The sequence below is a fragment of the Halomonas sp. E19 genome, assembly GCF_052439355.1.
GTDB lineage: Bacteria > Pseudomonadota > Gammaproteobacteria > Pseudomonadales > Halomonadaceae > Halomonas.
Genome location: NZ_JBNFWU010000001.1, coordinates 371,570 through 390,464 on the forward strand (window position 1 = coordinate 371,570; position 18,895 = coordinate 390,464).

The 18,895-nt window shown below is 67.8% G+C and carries 20 protein-coding genes and 3 pseudogenes; 15 read left to right on the forward strand and 8 right to left on the reverse strand.

The features are described from left to right. Positions 1 to 159: 159 nt before the first annotated feature. Positions 160 to 2,430 carry a NahK/ErcS family hybrid sensor histidine kinase/response regulator gene (locus ACUDAL_RS02060; RefSeq protein WP_444676960.1) on the forward strand — a complete coding sequence of 757 codons (2,271 nt, stop codon included), beginning with the start codon at positions 160 to 162 and terminating at the stop codon, positions 2,428 to 2,430. Here ACUDAL_RS02060 and ACUDAL_RS02065 read toward each other — a convergent pair. Both ACUDAL_RS02065 and ACUDAL_RS02070 read right to left on the reverse strand, forming a co-directional pair. Continuing rightward, entirely contained in the window at positions 2,427 to 3,104 is a 678-nt protein-coding gene (locus ACUDAL_RS02065; RefSeq protein ID WP_444676961.1) for a response regulator, read from the reverse strand. The genes ACUDAL_RS02060 and ACUDAL_RS02065 overlap by 4 nt on opposite strands. Before the next feature lie 25 nt (positions 3,105 to 3,129). Continuing rightward, positions 3,130 to 3,756 carry a rhodanese-like domain-containing protein gene (locus ACUDAL_RS02070; RefSeq protein WP_444676962.1) on the reverse strand — a complete coding sequence of 209 codons (627 nt, stop codon included), beginning with the start codon at positions 3,754 to 3,756 and terminating at the stop codon, positions 3,130 to 3,132. A 215-nt stretch (positions 3,757 to 3,971) separates the two neighbouring features. Here ACUDAL_RS02070 and ACUDAL_RS02075 point away from each other — a divergent pair, with 215 nt between their 5' ends. Genes ACUDAL_RS02075 through ACUDAL_RS02095 form a run of 5 tightly spaced genes read left to right on the forward strand, consistent with a single transcriptional unit; the run spans position 3,972 to position 6,369 of the window. Further along, positions 3,972 to 4,688 carry an ABC transporter substrate-binding protein gene (locus ACUDAL_RS02075; RefSeq protein WP_444676963.1) on the forward strand — a complete coding sequence of 239 codons (717 nt, stop codon included), beginning with the start codon at positions 3,972 to 3,974 and terminating at the stop codon, positions 4,686 to 4,688. Next, positions 4,589 to 4,951: a hypothetical protein gene (locus ACUDAL_RS02080; RefSeq protein ID WP_444676964.1), complete on the forward strand. Its 363-nt coding sequence runs from the start codon at positions 4,589 to 4,591 to the stop codon at positions 4,949 to 4,951. The genes ACUDAL_RS02075 and ACUDAL_RS02080 overlap by 100 nt, the downstream gene beginning before the upstream one ends. Beyond that, complete coding sequence (locus tag ACUDAL_RS02085; RefSeq protein WP_444676965.1) at positions 4,948 to 5,466, forward strand: ABC transporter permease; 519 nt, start codon at positions 4,948 to 4,950, stop codon at positions 5,464 to 5,466. The genes ACUDAL_RS02080 and ACUDAL_RS02085 overlap by 4 nt, the downstream gene beginning before the upstream one ends. Next, positions 5,442 to 5,708, forward strand: coding sequence for a hypothetical protein (locus ACUDAL_RS02090; protein ID WP_444676966.1), 267 nt, complete (start codon positions 5,442 to 5,444; stop codon positions 5,706 to 5,708). Before ACUDAL_RS02085 ends, ACUDAL_RS02090 begins: the two co-directional genes overlap by 25 nt. Then, the gene (locus ACUDAL_RS02095; protein WP_444676967.1) at positions 5,701 to 6,369 is read left to right on the forward strand and encodes an ABC transporter ATP-binding protein; all 669 of its coding nucleotides are present in this window, start codon (positions 5,701 to 5,703) and stop codon (positions 6,367 to 6,369) included. The genes ACUDAL_RS02090 and ACUDAL_RS02095 overlap by 8 nt, the downstream gene beginning before the upstream one ends. On the opposite strand, the gene ACUDAL_RS02100 is transcribed toward ACUDAL_RS02095, so the two are convergent. From ACUDAL_RS02100 to ACUDAL_RS02125, 6 genes and pseudogenes are all read right to left on the reverse strand, one after another. Beyond that, entirely contained in the window at positions 6,259 to 7,197 is a 939-nt protein-coding gene (locus tag ACUDAL_RS02100; RefSeq protein ID WP_444676968.1) for an ABC transporter permease, read from the reverse strand. The two genes, ACUDAL_RS02095 and ACUDAL_RS02100, sit on opposite strands and share 111 nt — an antisense overlap. Beyond that, entirely contained in the window at positions 7,194 to 7,922 is a 729-nt protein-coding gene (locus tag ACUDAL_RS02105; protein ID WP_444676969.1) for an ATP-binding cassette domain-containing protein, read from the reverse strand. The genes ACUDAL_RS02100 and ACUDAL_RS02105 overlap by 4 nt, the downstream gene beginning before the upstream one ends. Before the next feature lie 82 nt (positions 7,923 to 8,004). Then, positions 8,005 to 8,901, reverse strand: a pseudogene (locus tag ACUDAL_RS02110) (PQQ-dependent catabolism-associated beta-propeller protein); the annotation flags it as partial. A 33-nt stretch (positions 8,902 to 8,934) separates the two neighbouring features. Next, the gene (locus ACUDAL_RS02115; RefSeq protein WP_444676970.1) at positions 8,935 to 9,303 is read right to left on the reverse strand and encodes a hypothetical protein; all 369 of its coding nucleotides are present in this window, start codon (positions 9,301 to 9,303) and stop codon (positions 8,935 to 8,937) included. After that, positions 9,240 to 10,118 (reverse strand): hypothetical protein, encoded by an 879-nt coding sequence (locus ACUDAL_RS02120; protein ID WP_444676971.1) that lies wholly within the window; start codon positions 10,116 to 10,118, stop codon positions 9,240 to 9,242. Before ACUDAL_RS02120 ends, ACUDAL_RS02115 begins: the two co-directional genes overlap by 64 nt. Positions 10,119 to 10,186: 68 nt before the next feature. After that, complete coding sequence (locus ACUDAL_RS02125) at positions 10,187 to 10,672, reverse strand: copper-binding protein (RefSeq protein ID WP_444676972.1); 486 nt, start codon at positions 10,670 to 10,672, stop codon at positions 10,187 to 10,189. Positions 10,673 to 11,131: 459 nt separating this feature from the next. On the opposite strand from ACUDAL_RS02125, the gene ACUDAL_RS02130 reads away from it, so the two are divergent. The 9 genes and pseudogenes from ACUDAL_RS02130 (at position 11,132) to exaC (ending at position 18,771) form a co-directional block, all read left to right on the forward strand. Continuing rightward, positions 11,132 to 11,479, forward strand: a complete 348-nt coding sequence (locus ACUDAL_RS02130) for a c-type cytochrome (protein WP_444676973.1) — start codon at positions 11,132 to 11,134, stop codon at positions 11,477 to 11,479. 71 nt (positions 11,480 to 11,550) lie between these two features. After that, a complete protein-coding gene (locus tag ACUDAL_RS02135) occupies positions 11,551 to 12,513 on the forward strand; it encodes a substrate-binding periplasmic protein (protein ID WP_444676974.1) in 963 nt (320 codons plus the stop codon). A gap of 172 nt (positions 12,514 to 12,685) precedes the next feature. Beyond that, a pseudogene (locus ACUDAL_RS02140) lies at positions 12,686 to 12,967 on the forward strand (thiosulfate oxidation carrier protein SoxY); the annotation flags it as partial. A 196-nt stretch (positions 12,968 to 13,163) separates the two neighbouring features. Further along, positions 13,164 to 13,301: pseudogene (locus ACUDAL_RS02145) on the forward strand (quinoprotein dehydrogenase-associated SoxYZ-like carrier); the annotation flags it as partial. A 275-nt stretch (positions 13,302 to 13,576) separates the two neighbouring features. Beyond that, positions 13,577 to 14,434 carry a quinoprotein relay system zinc metallohydrolase 1 gene (locus ACUDAL_RS02150; RefSeq protein ID WP_444676975.1) on the forward strand — a complete coding sequence of 286 codons (858 nt, stop codon included), beginning with the start codon at positions 13,577 to 13,579 and terminating at the stop codon, positions 14,432 to 14,434. Between the two features lie 218 nt (positions 14,435 to 14,652). Further along, complete coding sequence (locus ACUDAL_RS02155; protein ID WP_444676976.1) at positions 14,653 to 16,149, forward strand: PQQ-dependent dehydrogenase, methanol/ethanol family; 1,497 nt, start codon at positions 14,653 to 14,655, stop codon at positions 16,147 to 16,149. Further along, a complete protein-coding gene (locus ACUDAL_RS02160; RefSeq protein ID WP_444676977.1) occupies positions 16,071 to 16,433 on the forward strand; it encodes an outer membrane protein assembly factor BamB family protein in 363 nt (120 codons plus the stop codon). The genes ACUDAL_RS02155 and ACUDAL_RS02160 overlap by 79 nt, the downstream gene beginning before the upstream one ends. Positions 16,434 to 16,505: 72 nt before the next feature. Then, complete coding sequence (locus ACUDAL_RS02165; protein WP_444676978.1) at positions 16,506 to 17,105, forward strand: cysteine hydrolase family protein; 600 nt, start codon at positions 16,506 to 16,508, stop codon at positions 17,103 to 17,105. A gap of 145 nt (positions 17,106 to 17,250) precedes the next feature. Next, a complete protein-coding gene (exaC, locus tag ACUDAL_RS02170; protein ID WP_444676979.1) occupies positions 17,251 to 18,771 on the forward strand; it encodes an acetaldehyde dehydrogenase ExaC in 1,521 nt (506 codons plus the stop codon). The last annotated feature ends 124 nt before the right edge of the window (positions 18,772 to 18,895 follow it).

Below are 18,895 nucleotides of genomic sequence, written 5' to 3' on the forward strand. Positions count from 1 at the left end.
CGCGCTGCTGGCGGAGCAGGTGCGCGAGAGAACTCGCGCGCTCAACCAGACCATGCACGAGCTGCGTGCCAGCAACCGTCTGCTGGGCGAGGCCAGGAGCGTGCCGAGCAGGCCAATCAGTATCTGGTCGATGCCATCGAGAGCATCACCGACGCCTTCGTGCTGTTCGACGGCGAGCAGCGCATCCAGCGCTTCAACAGCCGCTTCGCCGACTTCTGGCGACCGGCGGGGATCGAGATCCGCGCCGGCATGTCGCTGGACGAACTCAAGCGCCTGGCGCTCACCTCCGGCCTGGTGGTCAGCGAACAGCTCCGCCAGCGCCAGGGGCGCACCGTCTACCAGCTGCACGACGGGCGCTGGGTGCAGATCCACCAGCGGCCGATCCGCGGCGGCGGGCGGGTGTTCCTTTACGTCGACATCACCGAGCTCAAGCGCCAGGAGCACGCCCAGCGCGAGCATGCCCTGGCACAGAAGTCGCGGCTGCTGCAGGCGACCCTGGACAGCCTCTCCCAGGGCGTGGCGGTGATCACCCGCAGCGGCTTGCTGGAGATGCACAATCAGCGCTTTTCGGAGCTGACCGGCCTGGCCGACCTGGGCCTGCCGGTGGCGCTGTCGGCGCTGGGCGGCAACAGCGAGCTGGTGCAGCCGGCCGATGCCGACGGAGTGCTGCCGGCTTGCGAGCGCCGCCTAAGCGACGGCCGCGTGGTGGAGGTGCGCGGCCACCCCATGCCGGGCGGCGGCCAGGTGCTGACCTACACCGACATCACCGAGCGTATTCGCCAGGCCGAGACGCTGGCCGAGCGCGAGCGCTGGATTCGCACCATCACCGACCAGGTGCCGGCGATGATCGCCTACCTCGACCGCGAGCTGCATTACGTCTTCACCAATCGGGTCTACGAGGCGTGGTACGGCTGGCCGCATGACCTGCTGCTGGGCTCGTCGCTGAGCGCGCTGCATGCGCCCGATCACGTGGCCCGGCTGATGCCCTACCTCAAGCGGGTGCTGGCGGGCGAACGCATCAGCTTCGAGCTGCCGGAGCAGAACGCTGGCGGCGAGCACCGGGTGCTGCTGCGCTCCTACGTGCCGCACCGCGACAACGACGGCAGCGTGATCGGCTTCTTCGTGCTGATCCGCGACATCACCGAGCAGCGCCGAACCGCCGAGGCGCTGCACCATGCCTACCAGAACCTCGAGCAGCGCGTGCGCGAGCGCACGGTGGAGCTGACCCGCGTCAACGGGCAGCTGCGCGAGGAGATCGAGGAGCGCCTGGCGGCCGAATGCCAGCTGCGCGATGCCAAGACCGAGGCCGAAGCGGCCAACCTCTCCAAGACCAAGTTCCTGGCGGCGGTGAGCCACGACCTGCTGCAGCCGCTCAATGCGGCGCGGCTGTTCGTCGGTGCGCTGGTCGAGCAGGAGATGTCGGCGGCCAACCTGGAGCTGATCCAGCAGGTGGGCCACTCGCTGAAGGACGTCGAGACGCTGCTCGGCACCCTGGTCGACATCTCCAAGCTGGATGCCGGCGTGGTGGTGCCCGAGATCGCCCCGTTCGCTATCCGCGAGCTGCTCGATGGCCTGGCGCGCGAATACCGTCAGGTCGCCGCCAGCGAGGGGCTGGGCTTTCGCTACGTGGCTTCCTCGGCGCTGGTCAGCAGCGATATCTCGCTGCTGGCGCGGGTGATCCGCAACCTGCTCAGCAATGCGGTGCGCTACACCCCCGGCGGTCGACTGCTGCTGGGCTGCCGCCGCCGCCGCGATGGCCTGGAGATCCAGGTGCTGGACACCGGCTGCGGCATCGCCGACCACGAGCGCGAGCTGATCTTCCAAGAGTTTCGCCGCCTGCACACGGCCGCGGCCCGCGATCGCGGCCTGGGGCTCGGGCTCTCCATCGTCGACAAGATTTCACGCATGCTCAACCAGCCGGTGCGGGTGCGTTCGCGGGTCGGGCACGGCACGCTGTTCAGCGTGCTGCTGCCCTATGCGCGACAGCTGCCGGCCGACGAGCCGCGGCTGCCGGCGCTCACCGGGGCAGGGCGCGAACTGGTCGGCACCCGGCTGTGGGTGGTGGACAACGACCCCGCCATCTGCCTCGCCATGCGCCACCTGCTGCAGCGCTGGGGCTGCGAGGTGGTGGTGGCCGAGGACGAGGAGCGCCTGGCGCAGCAGGTCTGCCTGGCCGAGGCGACGGTCGATGCCCTGATCGTCGACTATCACCTGGACCACGAGCGCAGCGGCGTGGCGCTGGCCGAGCGCCTCAACGCGCAGCGCCGGCAGCCGCTGCCGGTGCTGGTGATCACCGCCGACCACAGCCGCGAGCTGCGCCAACAGGTGCGCGAGCTCGGCTTCCTGCTGCTCAACAAGCCGGTCAAGCCGCTGCGGTTGCGTACCACCCTGCAGCAGCTGGTGGCGGAGGCGCCGGCGCAGCTGAGCTAGGGCTTGCGCAGGTAGCGGCTGAAGTCGATGTCGCTGGCCGAGAGGATCGCCTGGACCCGGTTGCTGACGCCGAGCTTGCGCAGGATCGCCGAGACGTGGGCCTTGACCGTGGTCTCGGCGATGTTGAGATGGTAGGCGATCATCTTGTTCGACTCGCCGCGGGTCATATGTTCGAGCACCTGAAGCTGCTTGCGGGTCAGGGTCTCGAGCTGCTCAGCGGTGATGGTGCGCTCGGTCGACTCCTGGGGCCGGCTGCTGGTGGTGCGCATGATGTCCGAGGGCAGGTAGATGTTGCCCTCGAGGATCTGGGCGATGGCCTTGACCAGCTGCTCCTTGGGCGATGACTTGGTCAAAAAGCCCACCGCGCCGCAGGAGACCGCCTGCAGCATGACGTTCTTGTCCTCTTCGGCGGAGATGATTGCCACCGGCACGGTAGGGGCCTCGTTGCGCAGCTGGATCAGGCCGGTCAGCCCGCTCATGCCGGGCATGTTGAGATCGAGCAGGATCAGGTCGAGGTCCTCCACCTGGGCGGTCAGGGCCAGGGTGTCGTCGAGATTCTCCGTTTCCAGCAGCTCGCTGCCGGGAAAGCCGTCGCCGACCACCCGGGTGATGGCATCGCGAAACAGCGGATGGTCGTCGGCGATCAGTATTCGGAAGGCGGGGTGCTGGTCCATCTTGTTGTTATCCTCGTGACACTCATCAATGGGGTTCGGCAGCGGCCGAGGCGAACGGCGGCGTGCGTGGCGTGGCGATCTCCAGCGGATGGCCGGCCGCTTCCCAGCTGTCGATGCCGTCACGATACCAGTAAAGCCGTTCGAAACCCGCCTCGGCCAGGCGTTTCACGGCGTTCCAGGAGAGCCAGCAGTCGGACCGGCAGATCACCACGATCGGCAAGGTGGGGTCGCCGCCGCTGGCGGCGGCGACCTCGGCCACCAGGTAGCCCACCCAGTCATGGCGGCTGTAGTACCAGTCGTCGCTGAGGTGGCCAAGGCCGGTGTTGGGCAGCCACAGCGCCCCGGGCAGCGTGAAGTGCGGCTCGGTCTGCAGGAAGCGACCGTGGAGGAAGGTGAGGTTGATCACGTCGACCACCAGCGCCGGCGGCGTTGCGTCCAGCAGGCCGGCCACGTGCTGCGTGTCTACCGTGGTGGCGCCGGGGACGGTTTCCGGGGTCGGGCTGCGGTAGCGGTCGATGCGATAGCCCTGCTCGGAGAACAGCAGGGGGTCGTGGCCGGGCGGCACGGCCGTGGCCGGTACCGGCCACAGCGCCACTGCCAGCCATGGCACCACCGTCAACAGCGTGAATAGACACCGGTACGCGAGCGACATGCAGGCCCCTTGGGAAGTCGTCCCCCATGGGACCGTCTTTCGGCCTGGTCCGGAATTGCACCTTTGTCGTGAGCTGACAGGCACGAAAGTACTATTCTGCCGGGTCCTGGGCCTCCCTAGGCTGGAGCCATGACCACACGCGCCAAGTCCACACCTCCCAAGCCCAGGCCACACGAGCCATGTCTGGCCAAGTCCTGGCCACAGGAGTCCTGACCATGCGAACCCTGCCCAGGTCCCTGGCACTGCTGCGCAGCCTGATCGTCGTGCTGCTGCTGGCAGGTGCCCAAGCTCTCCACGCCGAACCTGCCGTGCTGCGGCTCAGCGTGCTGCAGTTCGGCACCGCCCATTGGGAGCTCGACCATCTCAAGCGCCACGGGCTCGACCGCGAGGCGGGCTTCGAGCTGGAGGTGCGCCTGGTGGCCAACCTGCCGGCTTCGCGCATCGCGCTCTCCAGTGGCGATGCCGACGCCGCCGTGGTCGACCTGACCTGGGCCCAGGCGCGTCATGCGGCGGGCCAGGACTTCCGCTACCTGCCTTACTCCTCGCAGATGGGCGACGTGCTGGCGGCTCCCGGGCTTGCCATCGACGGCATCGAGGCGCTGCGCGGCAAGCGCATCGGCGTGGCCGGTGGTCCCGACAGCAAGGGCTGGATCCTGCTGACTCAGGCGGCACGCCGGCAGGGCATCGAACTGACCGAGGTCGCCACCGTCCAGTTCGGGGCGCCGCCGCTGCTTAGCCAGGCGCTCAAGCGCGGCCAGCTCGATGTGCTGGTGACCTTCTGGCATTTTGCCGCCGAGCTGACGGCGGCGGGGAGGCCGAAGTGGCGCTGGCCATGCCCGACCTGCTGGCCAGCCTGCAGATCCCCACCGGGCTGCCGATCCTTGGCTACGCCTTCCCGGCGCGCTGGGCCGAGGACAACGCCGCGCTGGTGACCCGCTTCGCCGCCGCCGTGGCGCAGACCAAGCGGGCGCTGCGCGACGAGCCAGCGCACTGGGCGGCGCTGCGCCCGCTGATGCGAGCCGAGGACGACGCCCACTTCGAGGCGCTGCGGCGGGGCTACGTGCAGGGCATTCCCGAGCCGCTGGACGATGCCCGCATCGAGGCGCTGCAGCGGCTGCTGGTGCTGGCCGGTGCGCCGTCGGACGCGGTGATGCCGGCCGGGCTGTTCGTCCTGACTCCCGAGACGGCGCAGTGAAGGCCACGCCGCTCGCCTCCTGGGCGGCCCTGCCGCTGCTGCTCGCGCTGTGGTGGCTGCTGGCCTGGCAGTTGGACACCTCGCTGCTGCCCACGCCGTCGGCGGTGCTCGCCACGCTGCAGCAGGAGGCCGCCAGCGGCGAACTGCAGCGTCACCTGGCCGTGACCCTGCGGCGGGTGGCGCTCAGCTTCGCGCTGGCCATGGCGCTGGGCTGCCTGGTCGGCATCGCCATGGGGCGGCTGGCGCTGGTCAATGCACTGCTCGACCCGCTGCTGGTGCTGCTGCTCAACCTGCCGGCGCTGGTGCTGATCATCCTGCTATACGTGTGGTTCGGGCTGGTGGAGGCGGCGGCGATCATGGCGGTGGTGATCAACAAGATCCCCAACGTGGCCGTCACGCTGCGCGAAGGCGCACGCAGCCTCGACCCGCGGCTGGAGCAGATGGCACGCATCTACGACTTCTCCACGCTTCGGCGGCTGTGGCATGTGTGGTGCCGCAGCTGTTTCCTTACCTGATGGCGGCCACGCGCGGCGGCCTGGCCTTGATCTGGAAGATCGTGCTGGTGGTCGAGCTGCTGGGCCGCTCCGACGGGGTCGGCTTCCAGCTGCACCTGGCCTTCCAAGTCTTCGACGTGGCCGCGCTGCTGGCCTACAGCTTCGCCTTCATCGGCGTGGTGCAGCTGATCGAACTTGTGGTGCTGCAGCCGCTGGAGCGCCGTGCCTCGCGCTGGCGGCGTTCGGGCGTCGCTCATGCTTGAGTGTCAGGTACCCGACGGGCACCCGGTGCTGGCGCCCGCCACGCTGCGCATTGGCTGCGGCGACCGGATCTGCCTGCTGGGGCCCTCCGGCACCGGCAAGACCACGCTGCTCAACCGTCTGGCCGGGCTGGAGCCGGGCCAGGCTCGCCCGGCGCTGCGTATCGGCTACCTGTTCCAGGAGCACCGGCTGCTGCCGTGGCGCACGCTGCGCGACAACCTGCGCCTGGTCGGCGTGGCCGGCAGCGAGGTACCGGCACTGCTGGCCCGGGTCGGGCTCTCCGGCCATGCCGATCACTTTCCCGACCAGCTCTCGCTGGGCATGGCGCGCCGCGCCGCCCTGGCTCGCTGCCTGGCGGTGCGCCCCGAGCTGCTGCTGCTGGACGAGCCCTTCGCTTCCCTCGACCCGCAGCGAGCGACCGAGCTTCAGGCGCTGATCCGCGCGCTGCTCGACGACACGCCGGGCATGGCGATGATCTGCGTGACCCACGAGGTGCGAGACGCCGCGGCGCTGGCCAACCGCGTCTGGTACCTGGCGGGACGCCCCGCCCGGCTACGCTATGACGAAACGCTGGATAAGGCCCGCGACGGGCTTGCCGCCCTTGGTAACCGCCTGGAAGTACTGGGGCGTGCCGCCACCGCCGAGGCCGGGCTGCCCGACTGAGCCTCGGCCTGGCGCTGGCCGGCTAGGGGTGTGTGCGCCCAGCAGGCGCGTGCGCTGGGGGCGAAAGCCGCCGATGGCCAGCGTGGACAGCACCAGCGTCACGCCCAGGGTGATGGCGATCGCCTCGCCGTTCCATTTCAGGTACAGCGCAAAGCGCAGCATTTCCACCGCATGGGTGAAAGGGTTGAGCAGGCACAGCTGGTAGATCCAGGGGCTGGCCTCCTGCATGCGCCACAGCGGGTAGAGCGCCGAGGAGAGGAAGAACATTGGAAAGATGACGAAGTTCATCACCCCGGCGAAGTTCTCCAGCTGCTTGACCCAGGTGGCGATCAGCAGCCCCAGCGCGCCCAGCATCAGCGAGGCCAGCAGCAGGGCGGGGAGCACCGCCAGGTAGCCCTCCAGCGGCGGGCGCACGCCCACGCCCCAGCGCGCGATCAGCAGGAACACATAGACCTGCAGTACCGACACGCTGCCCATGGCCAACAGCTTGGTCAGCAGCAGGTAGGGGCGCGGCAGAGGGCTGGTGAGCAGCACGCGCATGGAGCCCAGCTCGCGGTCGTAGACCATCGAGAGTGCGCCCTGCATGGAGTTGAACAGGATGATCATGCCGCACAGGCCGGGCACGATGTAGGTTTCGTAGGTGATGTAGGTGACGTAGGGCGGGATGATCGACACGCCCAGCACCATGCGGAAGCCGGCGGCGAACACCACCAGCCACAGCAGCGGGCGCACCAGGGCGCTGGCGAACCGCGTGCGCTGCTGCCAGAAGCGCAGCCACTCGCGCTTTTGTACGCCGATGAAGCAGTACCAGTAGTCGCGTGGCGTCATGCCAGGGCCTCCCGGGTCAGGGCGTTGAAGGTTTCGGTAAGGCTCCCGCCGCCGTGGCGGCGACACAGTGCCTCGCCCGGCTCGTCGGCCAGCAGGCGCCCGCGATGCAGCACCAGCACCTGGTCCTCGGGGGTGACTTCCTCGATCAGGTGGGTGGCCCACAGCACGGTCAGCTCACGCTCGCGGCAAAGCTGGCGCACGTGGTGGTTGAGCGCCGCCCGGCTGTCGAGGTCGAGCCCGGCGGTGGGCTCGTCGAGCAGCAGCAGTGAGGGGCGATGCAGCAGCGCCCTGGCGATCTCCACCCGCCGCCGGTGGCCGCCGTTGAGCCTGCGCACCGGCACCCGGGCGTGCTCGAGGAGCTGCTGGCGCTCGAGCTCCTCGGCGCAGCGCCTTCGTGCGTCACGCGGCGACATGCCATGCAGGGCGGCGTGGTACTGCAGGTTCTGCGTCACGCTGAGGTCCAGGTCCAGGGCGTTCTGCTGGAACACCACCCCCAGGTGGCGCATCACGGCGGCGGGCTGGTGCTTGAGCGAGCGTCCGCCCAGGCGCAGGTCGCCCTGCTGCAGCGCCAGCAGGCGGGTCATCAGGCCGAACAGCGTCGACTTGCCCGCCCCGTTGGGGCCCAGCAGGGCATGGAAACGGCCGGAGGCCAGCGTGAAGCTGACCTCCTGCAGCACCGGTTGGCGCCGGTAGCGATACCCGACGCCCTGGGCCTCCATGATCATGACTCGCCGCCCGAGGTGATGCGCACGCCCCAGGGAAGCGGCCCACGTCGATGCTCTTGACCACTTCCAGCCTGTCGACGTCGATCACCGACACGTCACCGCTCACGCCGTTGGTGGTGAGCAGCGTCTTCTCGTCGGGGCTCAGCGCCACCTGCCAGACCCGGGCGCCGACCAGCAGGTAGTCGAGTACTTCGAAGGTCTGGGCGTCGACCACGGCGACGTGGTTGGCCGGCCCCAGGGCGACGAAGGCATAGCGGCCGTCGGAGGTGAGCTGGATGCCGACCGGCTGCACGCGGTCCTGGTTCACCCCGGGAATGCGGAAGTCGATGGTGTGGATCTCTTCGAGGCGCTCCACGTCGATGATGTGCACGGTGCCGCCGATCTCCGCCGAGGCCCACAGCAGGGCGTCGTCGTGGGTGAACTCTACGTGGCGCGGGCGGGCACCGATGACGATGTTCTTCTCGATCTCGAAGGTCTCGGTGTTGATCCAGTGCAGCATGTTGGAGGTCTCGCTGGTGTTCACCGCCCAGCGGCCGTTGTAGCTCACCCCCATGCCTTCGGGCTCGATGCCTACCTCGATCTGCGCCAGCACGCGCTTGGTCTCCACGTCCAGCACGGTGACCAGGGCGTCGTCCTCGTTGGCGATATAGAGATGGCGGCCGTTGGGGTGCAGGGCGAACTGTTCCGGGTCTTCGCCGGAGGGCAGCGTGTCGATCACCTGGCGGGTCGCCAGGTCGAGGATCTGCACGGCGTCGTCGTCGCTGGCACAGACGTAGAGCAGGCTCTCGTCGGGCGACAGCAGGATGCCGCGCGGGCGCTGGCCTACCGGGATGGTGTCGATCACTTCCAGCGAGGCCATGTCGATCACCGAGATGGTGTTGTCGCGCTCGTTGGAGACGTAGGCCAGGCTTTGGGCCCAGAGCGGCGTGGAAAGGCAGAGCGTCAGGCCGAGGGCGGCGAGGCGTGCGGTGAATGTCATGTTTGGCTCCTTGGAATCGGCAGGGGATGTCGGTCAGTCGCTGATGCGGCAGCGGCTTTCGGGGCGGTCGTAGCCCAGGGTGTCGAGTTCGGTGTGCTGGTGCAGGAAGCCTTCGAAGGGGGCCATCGCCACCAGGCTGTTGGGATGGGCCAGCGGGATCGGCTGGCGCAGCTGTCCGTTCCAGTCGCGAAAGCTGAGCGGGCGGCCCTTGAACGCGGCCAGCTCGAAGTCGTCGCCCAGCAGGTAGTCGCGCAGCACCGGCATGTCGGCGCTCTCGGTGCGCGTCACCGCCTCGCCCACCGCACGTACCGCCGCCCAGGCGGCGTAGTCGGTGCCGGTCATGGGGCGCTCGGCCTGGCGCTGGAAGCGGTTCTGCAGCTGGGCCGCGCCCCATGCCTCCACGGCCGGGTGCCAGGCGTCGGCGGCCATGCCCTGGGTGCCGACCACCGGGCGCGGCAGCCAGGTGTTGAAGGGCACGAAGTCGCCGAAGTCGTTGCGCTCGTCGGCCACCACCACCACGTCGTACTCGGGCCCTGGGTGAACAGCGGCAGCTCGGCCGAGGCGTTGCGGCGCATGTCGGCCTCGAAGGTCCAGGCCTTGTCGGCGACCACGTTCACGGCGAACTTCTGCGCCGAGCGGCGGAAGGCCTCGGCCCAGGCCTGGTCGTCTTCATGCTGGCCGCTGATCAGGAACACCGAGCGCCAGCGTCGCAGGTTGAGCCACTGGGCCAGGGCATCGGTCAGCATGGCGTGGCTGGGGGCGGTGTGCAGCAGGTAGGGGGAGCAGTCGTCCAGGCGCAGGGCGACATCGCGGGCGCCGGCGTTGAACAGCAGCGCCTGGTCGCCGCTGATTTCCAGAGCCCGGCGCAGGGTCTGTGCCGGGACATTGAGCACGATGAGGCGAATGTCGTCCTCGAGCATGGCGGCGAGCGCCTCCAGCAAGGCCTCTTCGCTGGCGGCGATCGTGCTCTCGAGCTCATGGCGCTGGCCAAGGAAACGCCCGCTGCTCATGTTGTCGCTGATGCCCAGGCGGGCGCCCTGCAGGCCCGAATCCTCTGGCTCGGGGGTCAGCAGGGCCAGGGCCGGGCCGCGGTCGGGCTGCCACTGCAGGTAGCCGTAGCGCACGCCGAGCTCATCGGCATGGGCCGGCAAGGTGGCACGGCAGGCGCCCAGCGCCAGCCCGCAGAGAAGGGGTCGAAGGGACAGGGATAGGGTCATGGCAACTCCTCAAGGCGCCGGATCGCGGCGCCGGGCCGTGATGGGTCGTAGCGGCGCTCCTGGCCGCGTCACTGCACCACGAAGGTGCCGCTCACGCCCTGCTCCTCAAGGCCGGCGCAGGCCCACTCGTAGGTGCCCGGGCGGATGGGCACGAAGAACAGCTCGGCCTCGCCCTCGCGCTCGAACTCCAGCTCGGTGAGGGTGGGCGCCTTGATCTCGACGTTGCCCACTTCGATCTTGCGCAGCCAGGCGTTCTTGAAGAAGCCGGGCGCGACCCAGGCGCAGGCCTGCATGCCGGTGGCTTCGATCACCAGCCGGTAGGCCTGGCCGGTTTCAAGCTGGAAGTCGCGCACCGAGACGCCGAGCATGCTTTCACCGGTGCCGATCACCAGCCGCTCCAGACGTTCGGGACGGTTGGCCAGGTCGCCGGCGGCAAGTGCCGCGGTGGTTGCCAGGCTCAGACCGAGCGCCAGTAGCGCCTTGGCGGCAGGGCGGTGCGGGGTGCAGCGGGTGGTGGGCGCGGCAGCGGTGCGCTGCGAGGGAGCAAGGGGCATGTTGTTGTTCTCCTTATGATGAAAGCCTCTGGCGAGAAGGCCCTGGCACCAGTTCAGCACTTCGCTTGCGGGCCTCCCATGCCACCATCGGGCCCTTGTTCTCGTTCCAAAGACGTACGACGGGAGCATTGGGGGAGAGCGAACTAGTACCAAGGGAGGACGTTGAAGAGGCGGAAAGTGGCGATGCACAACCGCGGCCGCGCTTCCAGACTCCAGTCATCTCGCCGCAGGAACGCGGCATCTGCCTGACCATGCGGCGTCAGCGTGACACACGCTCAATGAGATTCACGCAGCGGCAGGCAGCGACGGTCTACCCAGCGACAGTTCACAACAATCCCAAGAAAGGTGTTCCCATGCGATCCACTCCGTTCCTTGCCTCCTCCCTGATCTCGTCGCGGCGTGCCGTTGCCGCCTCGCTGGCCTGCCTGCTGCTGGGCGCTTCCGGTGCGGCCCTGGGCCATGGCGATGTCACCCCCAGGAGTCGATACCCAGGGTCTGCCCGATCTCGGCGAAGCGCCGCTGATGGAAAACCCCTTCCGCCCCGGCAACCAGCACGACGAGTACCACGAGCTTGCGGTGCAGATTGGCGAGCGCGGCTACGCCGGCAACTGTGCCGTTTGCCACGGCATCCAGGCGATGTCCGGTGGGCTGACCCCGGACCTGCGCAAGCTCGAGGAGTGGGACGACGAGTTCTACCTGCAGCGGGTGACCAGCGGCACCGAGCAGGGCATGCCGGCGTTTCGCGAGAACCTTGATCAGACCGCGATGTGGGCGATCAAGAGCTATATCGAATCGGTATCGCCATGAGCCTGGCATGACGATTCCGCTGTCGCCACACCACCGGGAGGGTAGGCATTATGTGGGCACGAAGCTTGATCTTGTGGGGGCTCCTACTGTTTCAGGCGCCGGCCTGGGGCGAAGGGCTGGCGACGGACGCGCTGCGCGCCGCCGTGGCCGAGGTGGCAGGAGGCAACCCCAGCGCTGAGCTGTTCCGCCGCCCGGCGCTGCGCGACCTCGATGAGGTCACGGCCTCGGGCTATATCAACATCGGGCTCTACGAGGACTTCCCGCCCTACTCCTACCGAGACGAGACGGGCGAGGCGCAGGGGATCGATGTCGAGATCGGCCGCACCATTGCCGAGGGGCTGGGCCTGGAGTTTCGGCCCTTCTGGATCAAGCCCGGCAGCAGCCTAGGGCGCGACCTGGGCAACAATGTCTCGCGCGGGCACTACCTGCGCCCCACTCAGGTGGCCGATGTGATGCTGCGGGTGCCCTACGATCGGCAGTTCTCGTACATGCGCGATTCCACCGGCGAATACATCAACAAGAGCGTGGTGATGTTCGGCACCTACCAGCGCGAAGAGTGGGGCCTGGCCTACGATGCCGCCCAGCTTGACGACGAGGCGACGCTGGGCAGCTTTCGCCAGCGGCGCATCGGGGCGGAGTACAACACTCTGCCGGCGACCTACCTGACCGCCGTGCTGGGCGGGCAGCTGCGCGACAATGTGCGCCACTTTCGCAATGTAGACGATGCCTTTGCCGCCATGGCCCGTGGCGAAGTGGCCGGCGTAATGGCCATGCGGGGCGAGATCGAGTACTTTATGGCGCGCTACCCGGAGCAGGCGTTCCGCATTGCCGAGGCCAGCTTCCCGGGAATTTCCCGGCAGCAGTGGGACATCGGGATGGCGGTTCGCGACAGCCATCGCCAGTTGGGCTATGCGGTGGAGGCGATCGTCGATCGACGCGTACGCGACGGCAGCCTGGCGGCCCTGTTCGAGGCCCATGCGCTGGACTACCGCATGCCCGATTTCTATGCCGAGATCCTCGGCAACGCGGAGTGACGCCATGAGACAGCCATTGACGACCCCATTTACGCATGCGTCGCCCGCAATCCGCGAAGGGCATCGCTGGTGGCTTGGCCTGGCGGCATGCTGGCTGCTGACGGTGGCCGCCACCGCCAGTGCTGCCGGCATGGCAGCGGCGGTGGCGCCGGACGATCCCTTTCGTTCGCCCATGTGGCACTACAACCTCAACCGCTACCTGGGCGAGGCGGCGACGGTTCGGCACAGCGACGCGGTAGTGCTCAAGGTGCCGCACTTTGCCGAGGATGCCACCCAGGTGCCCTTGACGGTGGATCTGTCGGGCTTCGCCGCCGAGGTGAAGGAGGTGATCACCTGGGTGGACCTCAACCCCGTGCCGCACCTCTTTACCTTCCAGCCGGAAGCCGCCGAGGTGCGGGCCATTGCGCTGAACTTTCGCATTCAGCAGGCCTCCACGGTGCGCGCCGCGGTGCGTGATGCGCAGGGGTGTGGCACATCGGCAGCGCTCAGGTGGATGCCGCCGGCGGGGCTGCACCGCGCCCAGCGTTACCGCCAGCAATCCCGACTGGGCCGCGAGCCTTGGGCGGATGCACGGCGCTCTGTTCTCGCCGGTCGATGCACCGGCCGCGACCCGCCTGAAGGTGCAGGTCATGCATCCCATGGATTCCGGCATGGTAGGCAATATCCCGCGTTTCAATATCGAGGTCGTCGAACTGAGGGGCAGCGCCGATCAGGTGCGCCTGGCCAGCATGACGCTCTCCGAATCCGCCTCGGAAAACCCTCTGTTCGTCTTCGACCTGAAGCGGGCGGCGCAGCATGGCGGGATCGTGCTGTGGATGCGTGACAATGGGGGCAATGTCTTCGAGAGCCGCCTGGGGGCTGACATGCGCAATGCAACGCTGATCCTAGCCAGCCTGCTGCTGGGCGCCGGTGCCGCTTCCGCCGACAGCTACCGATACTCGCTCGAACCGGTGGAAATTGTGCCGGATGTGTGGGTCCTCGAAGGGGTTCGGGAAGACTTTGCGCGCGACAACGGCGGCAACATCGTCAATACCGCGTTCATCCTCACCGAGGAGGGGTGGTGGTGTTCGACACCGGCCCTTCGCGCCGCTACGGCGAGCAGATGCGCGAGGTCATCGCCTCGATCACCGACCTGCCCGTCACCCACGTGTTCCTGTCGCATCATCACCCCGACCATGTGTTTGGCAACCAGGCCTTCGCGCCCGACACCTTGTACGCCCTGGAGGGCACCATCGCGCTGCTGCGCGCCCAGGGCGACGATTTCACAGAAAACCTCTACCGCACGCTGGGCGACTGGATGCGGGGAACCGAGGTCGTGCTGCCCACGCAGCGCGTCAGCCCCGGGCGCATCACCCTGGGTGGGCGCGAGATCGAGCTGATCGCCATGAGCGGGCATTCGGGTGCCGATCTGGTGCTGCTCGACCATGCGTCCGGCGTGCTGCTTGCCGCCGACATGGTCTTCTATCGGCGCGCCCCCACCACCCCGCACACCCCCGGCCTTGAGGTGTGGCGAGAGGAGCTGCGCGAGCTGGAAGCCCTGGATTTTCACTACCTGGTGCCCGGCCATGGCCCGGTGGCGGAGGGCACGGCGCCCTTCGACCAGATGCACGACTACCTCGCCTGGCTGGACGATACCCTGCGCGACGCGGCTCGCCAGGGGCTGACAGCCAGTGAGGTCATGGCGCTTCCCATTCCCGCGCGATTCGACGAGGTGGCGGTGGCGCGCCATGAGCTGATCCGCAGCGTGACCCACCTCTACGGGGGCTATGAGCGCGACGCGCTGGCGCTGCTCGCCGAAGGGGGTGAGGCCCTGTCATTGTCATGTCCCGTCATCGTCATGCCCTGTCATCGTCAGGCATGGCCTTTGCCACCCGGCTCACGTGCTGTGAACGGGTGGCTTTTTTGTGTGCCGTGGTCGTGAATGCGGGGGAGGGAATGCCGCTGACGCCACGGCGGCCGGGGTTCGGCCGTGCGCTACGCCCCCGGCGCGGGTGGGTCGTACGACCAAGAGAGGAGGGAATGTCGTCCCTGTTGGCCATGGTTGAGCACACGCTGATCCACCAGATTGGGAGGAGCGCGAGTCGGCGCTGACACCCGAACAACAACGCTGTTGGATCCTTGCCCCCTCTGGAGACCGTCATGACCCAGTCCACCCCCTTTGGCAAGCTGGCCAGGCCCCTGGCGCTAAGCGCCATCGCGCTGGGCATTGCTGCCCACGCCCAGGCCGTCACCTTCGACGACATGCTCAACGACCACCTGACCACGGACCAGGTGGTGACCAACGGCATGGGCCTCCACGGCCAGCGCTACAGCCCGCTGACCACGCTCAACACCGATAACGTCCATCAGCTGCGTCCGGTCTGGGCCTTTTCCTTCGGCGGAGAGAAGCAGCGCGGCCAGGAGTCCCAGCCGCTGGTCAAGGACGGCGTGATGTACGTCACCGGCTCCTATTCCCGCATCTGGGCGGTGGATGCCTATACCGGCGAGCAGATCTGGCAGTACGAGGCGCGTCTGCCCGACGGCATCATGCCGTGCTGCGACGTGGTCAACCGCGGTGCGGCCATCTATGGCGACAAGGTCTATTTCGGCACGCTGGACGCCCGCCTGGTGGCGCTCGACCGCGAGACCGGCCGCGTGCAGTGGATCAAGCGCGTGGCCGACTACCAGGGCGGACATGCCATCACTGCTGCGCCGATCATCATCGACGGCAAGCTGATCACCGGGGTGGCCGGGGGTGAGTTCGGCGTGGTCGGCACCGTGTTCGCCTTCGATGCCGAAACCGGCGACGAGCTGTGGACCCGCCCCGTCGTCGAGGGCCACATGGGCTATGTCTACCAGAACGGCGAAGCGGTGGAGCACGGCATCACCGGTGGCGAGGCCGGGCTGACCTGGCCCGGCGACATGTGGGAGCAGGGTGGCGGCGCGCCTTGGCTGGGCGGCTTCTACGATGCGGATACGCACACACTGTTGATCGGCACCGGCAACCCGGCGCCGTGGAATTCCCACCTGCGCCCCGGCGACAACCTCTACACCTCGTCTCGGCTGGCCATCAATCCCGACGATGGGACCATCAAGTGGCACTTTCAGGCCACACCCAACGACGGCTGGGACTACGATGGCGTCAACGAGGTGATCTCGTTCGACTACGAGGACAACGGCAGCGTCATCAAGGCCGCCGCCACGGCGGACCGCAACGGCTTCTTCTATGTGCTCAACCGCGAGAACGGCGAGTTCATCCGCGGCTTCCCGTTTGCCGACAAGATCACCTGGGCGGAAGGCCTGGACGAGAACGGCCGGCCGCTCTTCAACCCCGAGGGACGTCCGGGCAATCCGGCCGACGTCGAGGGCGATCGCGGCGAGGCGGTCGCGGCCTATCCCGCCTTCCTGGGCGCCAAGAACTGGAACCCCATGGCCTACAGCCAGGATACCGGGCTGTTCTACATCCCCTCCAACGAGTGGATGATGGATATCTGGAACGAGCCGGTCTCCTACCGCAAGGGGCGGCCTATTTGGGCGCCGGCTTCACCATACGCCCCGCCAACGACGACTACATCGGCGTGCTGCGGGCGGTCGACCCGCGCACCGGTGAAGAGGTCTGGCGCCACGAGAACCGCGCACCGCTGTGGGGTGGCGTGATGACCACCGCCGGCAACCTGGTGTTCACCGGCACGCCCGAGGGCTTCCTCAAGGCGTTCGATGCCACCACCGGCGAGGAGCTGTGGCGCTTCAACACCGGCTCCGGCGTGGTGGCCACGCCGATTACCTGGGAGATGGACGGCGAGCAGTACGTCTCGGTGGTGTCGGGCTGGGGCGGCGCGGTGCCGCTGTGGGGTGGTGAGGTCGCCGAGGTGATCAAGGACTTCAACCAGGGCGGCATGCTGTGGACCTTCAAGCTGCCGCAGGAATACGCTGGGCAGTGAGTCACGGCGCTCGTGCCCGGCGGCTGCCGGGCACGAGCGCAGGAACGCTATCGCAAGGAAAGAGGAGGCCACATGTCGCAAGACACCACCACGCTGCGAGACCTGATGGGGCTTGGCCACGCGCCCGCCCGGCTGCAGGATTCAGCGCTGATCCTGATCGACTGCCAGAACACCTACCGCACCGGCGTCATGCGCCTGGAAGGCGTCGAGGAGGCGCTGGGCGAGGCGCAGCGCCTGCTCGAGCGCGCGCGGGAGCTGAAGGTGCCCGTGATCCACATTCGCCATGACGCCGGGCCGGGGTCGCCCTACGACGTCGAGGCCGAGATCGGCGCCATCGCCGACTGCGTGGCGCCGATCGCCGGGGAAACGGTCATCACCAAGCACTACCCCAACTCCTTCGTGGGTACCGAACTCGACGCCACCCTCAAGTCGCTGGGCGCCACGCAGCTGGTGCTGGCAGGTTTCATGACCCACATGTGCGTCAATTCGACCGCCCACGGTGCCTTCAACCTTGGCTACGCCCCCACCGTGGTGGCCAGCGCCACGGCGTCGCGCGCCCTCGACACGGGCACCGGGCAGCACATGCCCGCCCAGGACGTGCACCTGGCCGCGCTGGCCGCGACGCGCGACCTGTATGCCAGCGTCGTCGACTCGGTGGCGGCCTTGCCCTGAGTTCTACTACCAAAGGCCCTGGTGGCCGAGTCCATCGCAGCATAGTGCCGCTGAATAACTTCTCTACTCTTGGAGTCAGGTTCGTGGCGCATGGCACACCGCCAGACCGAACCCTCCTACAACAACAGCCGTCAGGAGTCATGTCATGATCTACGCGAACCCCGGCCAGTCCGGCTCCGTCATCACCTTCGAACAGCGCTACGGCAACTACATCGGCGGCGAGTTCGTGCCCCCGGTGCAAGGGCAGTACTTCGACAACGTCAGCCCCGTCAACGGCGAAGTGTTCTGCCAGATCCCGCGCTCCACCGCCGAGGATATCGAGAAGGCGCTGGACGCCGCCCATGCCGCCGCTCCCGCCTGGGGCCGGACCTCCGCCGCCGAACGCAGCAACATCCTGCTCAAGATGGCCGATCGCATCGAGCAGAACCTGGAAAAGCTGGCCGTGGCCGAGACCTGGGACAACGGCAAGGCGGTACGCGAGACGCTGAACGCCGACATTCCGCTGGCTGTCGACCACTTCCGCTACTTCGCCGGCTGTATCCGCGCTCAGGAAGGCACCGCCGCCGACATCGACGCCAATACCGTCTCCTATCACTTCCATGAGCCGCTGGGCGTGGTGGGGCAGATCATTCCGTGGAACTTCCCGCTGCTGATGGCGGTGTGGAAGCTGGCCCCGGCCCTGGCCGCCGGCAACTGCGTGGTGCTCAAGCCCGCCGAACAGACCCCGGCTTCGGTGCTCGAACTGATGAAGATCGTCGGCGACCTGCTGCCGCCGGGCGTGGTCAACGTGGTCAACGGCTACGGTGCCGAAGCGGGCCAGGCGCTGGCCACCAGCAAGCGCATCGCCAAGATCGCCTTCACCGGCTCCACCCCGGTGGGTGCCCACATCCTCAAGTGTGCCGCCGACAACATCATTCCCTCCACCGTGGAGCTGGGTGGCAAGTCGCCCAACATCTACTTCGCCGACATCATGGACGCCGAGCCGGCGTTCATCGAGAAGGCCGCCGAGGGCATGGTGCTGGCATTCTTCAACCAGGGCGAGGTGTGTACCTGCCCGTCGCGGGCGCTGATCCAGGAAGACATCTACGACGCCTTCATGGCCAAGGTCATGGAGCGGGTGGGCAAGATCAAGCGCGGCAATCCGCTCGACACCGACGTGCAGGTCGGCGCTCAGGCCTCCCAGGAGCAGTTCGACAAGATCATGTCCTACATGGACATCGCCCGTGAAGAGGGCGCCGAGTTCCTCACCGGCGGCGACAAGGAGAGCTTCGATCCGGCCTACGATAAGGGCTACTACATCCAGCCGACGCTGCTCAAGGGCCACAACAAGATGCGCGTGTTCCAGGAGGAGATCTTCGGCCCGGTGGTAGCGGTGACCACCTTCAAGGACGAGGCCGAGGCGCTGGCTATCGCCAACGACACCGAGTTTGGGCTTGGCGCCGGCGTGTGGAGCCGCGACATCAACGTTGCCTTCCGCATGGGCCGCGGCATCCAGGCCGGCCGCGTGTGGACCAACTGCTACCACCAGTACCCGGCGCATGCCGCCTTCGGTGGCTACAAGAAGTCCGGCGTCGGCCGCGAGACCCACAAGGTGGCGCTCGAGCACTACCAGCAAACCAAGAACCTGCTGGTCAGCTACGACATCAACCCGCTCGGCTTCTTCTGATGCCCGGCTTTCCTACCCCTTGACGAAGGTACCGGGCGGCCATGGCCGCCCGGCTTGCCAACCACGTTGCCACGAGAAGAAGCCATCCCAGTGGTCGGCGACGCCAACCTACCAACTGTCAGAG

What these genes read in the sequence shown, in the direction of transcription:
- ACUDAL_RS02095 (WP_444676967.1), top strand. Translation starts at nt 5,701, where the DNA reads ATGCTTGAGTGTCAGGTACCCGACGGGCACCCGGTGCTGGCGCCCGCC.
- ACUDAL_RS02130 (WP_444676973.1), top strand. Translation starts at nt 11,132, where the DNA reads ATGGCGATGTCACCCCCAGGAGTCGATACCCAGGGTCTGCCCGATCTC.
- ACUDAL_RS02100 (WP_444676968.1), bottom strand. Translation starts at nt 7,197, where the DNA reads ATGACGCCACGCGACTACTGGTACTGCTTCATCGGCGTACAAAAGCGC.
- ACUDAL_RS02165 (WP_444676978.1), top strand. Translation starts at nt 16,506, where the DNA reads ATGTCGCAAGACACCACCACGCTGCGAGACCTGATGGGGCTTGGCCAC.
- ACUDAL_RS02105 (WP_444676969.1), bottom strand. Translation starts at nt 7,922, where the DNA reads ATGATCATGGAGGCCCAGGGCGTCGGGTATCGCTACCGGCGCCAACCG.
- ACUDAL_RS02120 (WP_444676971.1), bottom strand. Translation starts at nt 10,118, where the DNA reads ATGACCCTATCCCTGTCCCTTCGACCCCTTCTCTGCGGGCTGGCGCTG.
- ACUDAL_RS02155 (WP_444676976.1), top strand. Translation starts at nt 14,653, where the DNA reads ATGACCCAGTCCACCCCCTTTGGCAAGCTGGCCAGGCCCCTGGCGCTA.
- exaC (WP_444676979.1), top strand. Translation starts at nt 17,251, where the DNA reads ATGATCTACGCGAACCCCGGCCAGTCCGGCTCCGTCATCACCTTCGAA.
- ACUDAL_RS02080 (WP_444676964.1), top strand. Translation starts at nt 4,589, where the DNA reads ATGCCCGACCTGCTGGCCAGCCTGCAGATCCCCACCGGGCTGCCGATC.
- ACUDAL_RS02075 (WP_444676963.1), top strand. Translation starts at nt 3,972, where the DNA reads ATGCGAACCCTGCCCAGGTCCCTGGCACTGCTGCGCAGCCTGATCGTC.
- ACUDAL_RS02070 (WP_444676962.1), bottom strand. Translation starts at nt 3,756, where the DNA reads ATGTCGCTCGCGTACCGGTGTCTATTCACGCTGTTGACGGTGGTGCCA.
- ACUDAL_RS02125 (WP_444676972.1), bottom strand. Translation starts at nt 10,672, where the DNA reads ATGCCCCTTGCTCCCTCGCAGCGCACCGCTGCCGCGCCCACCACCCGC.
- ACUDAL_RS02065 (WP_444676961.1), bottom strand. Translation starts at nt 3,104, where the DNA reads ATGGACCAGCACCCCGCCTTCCGAATACTGATCGCCGACGACCATCCG.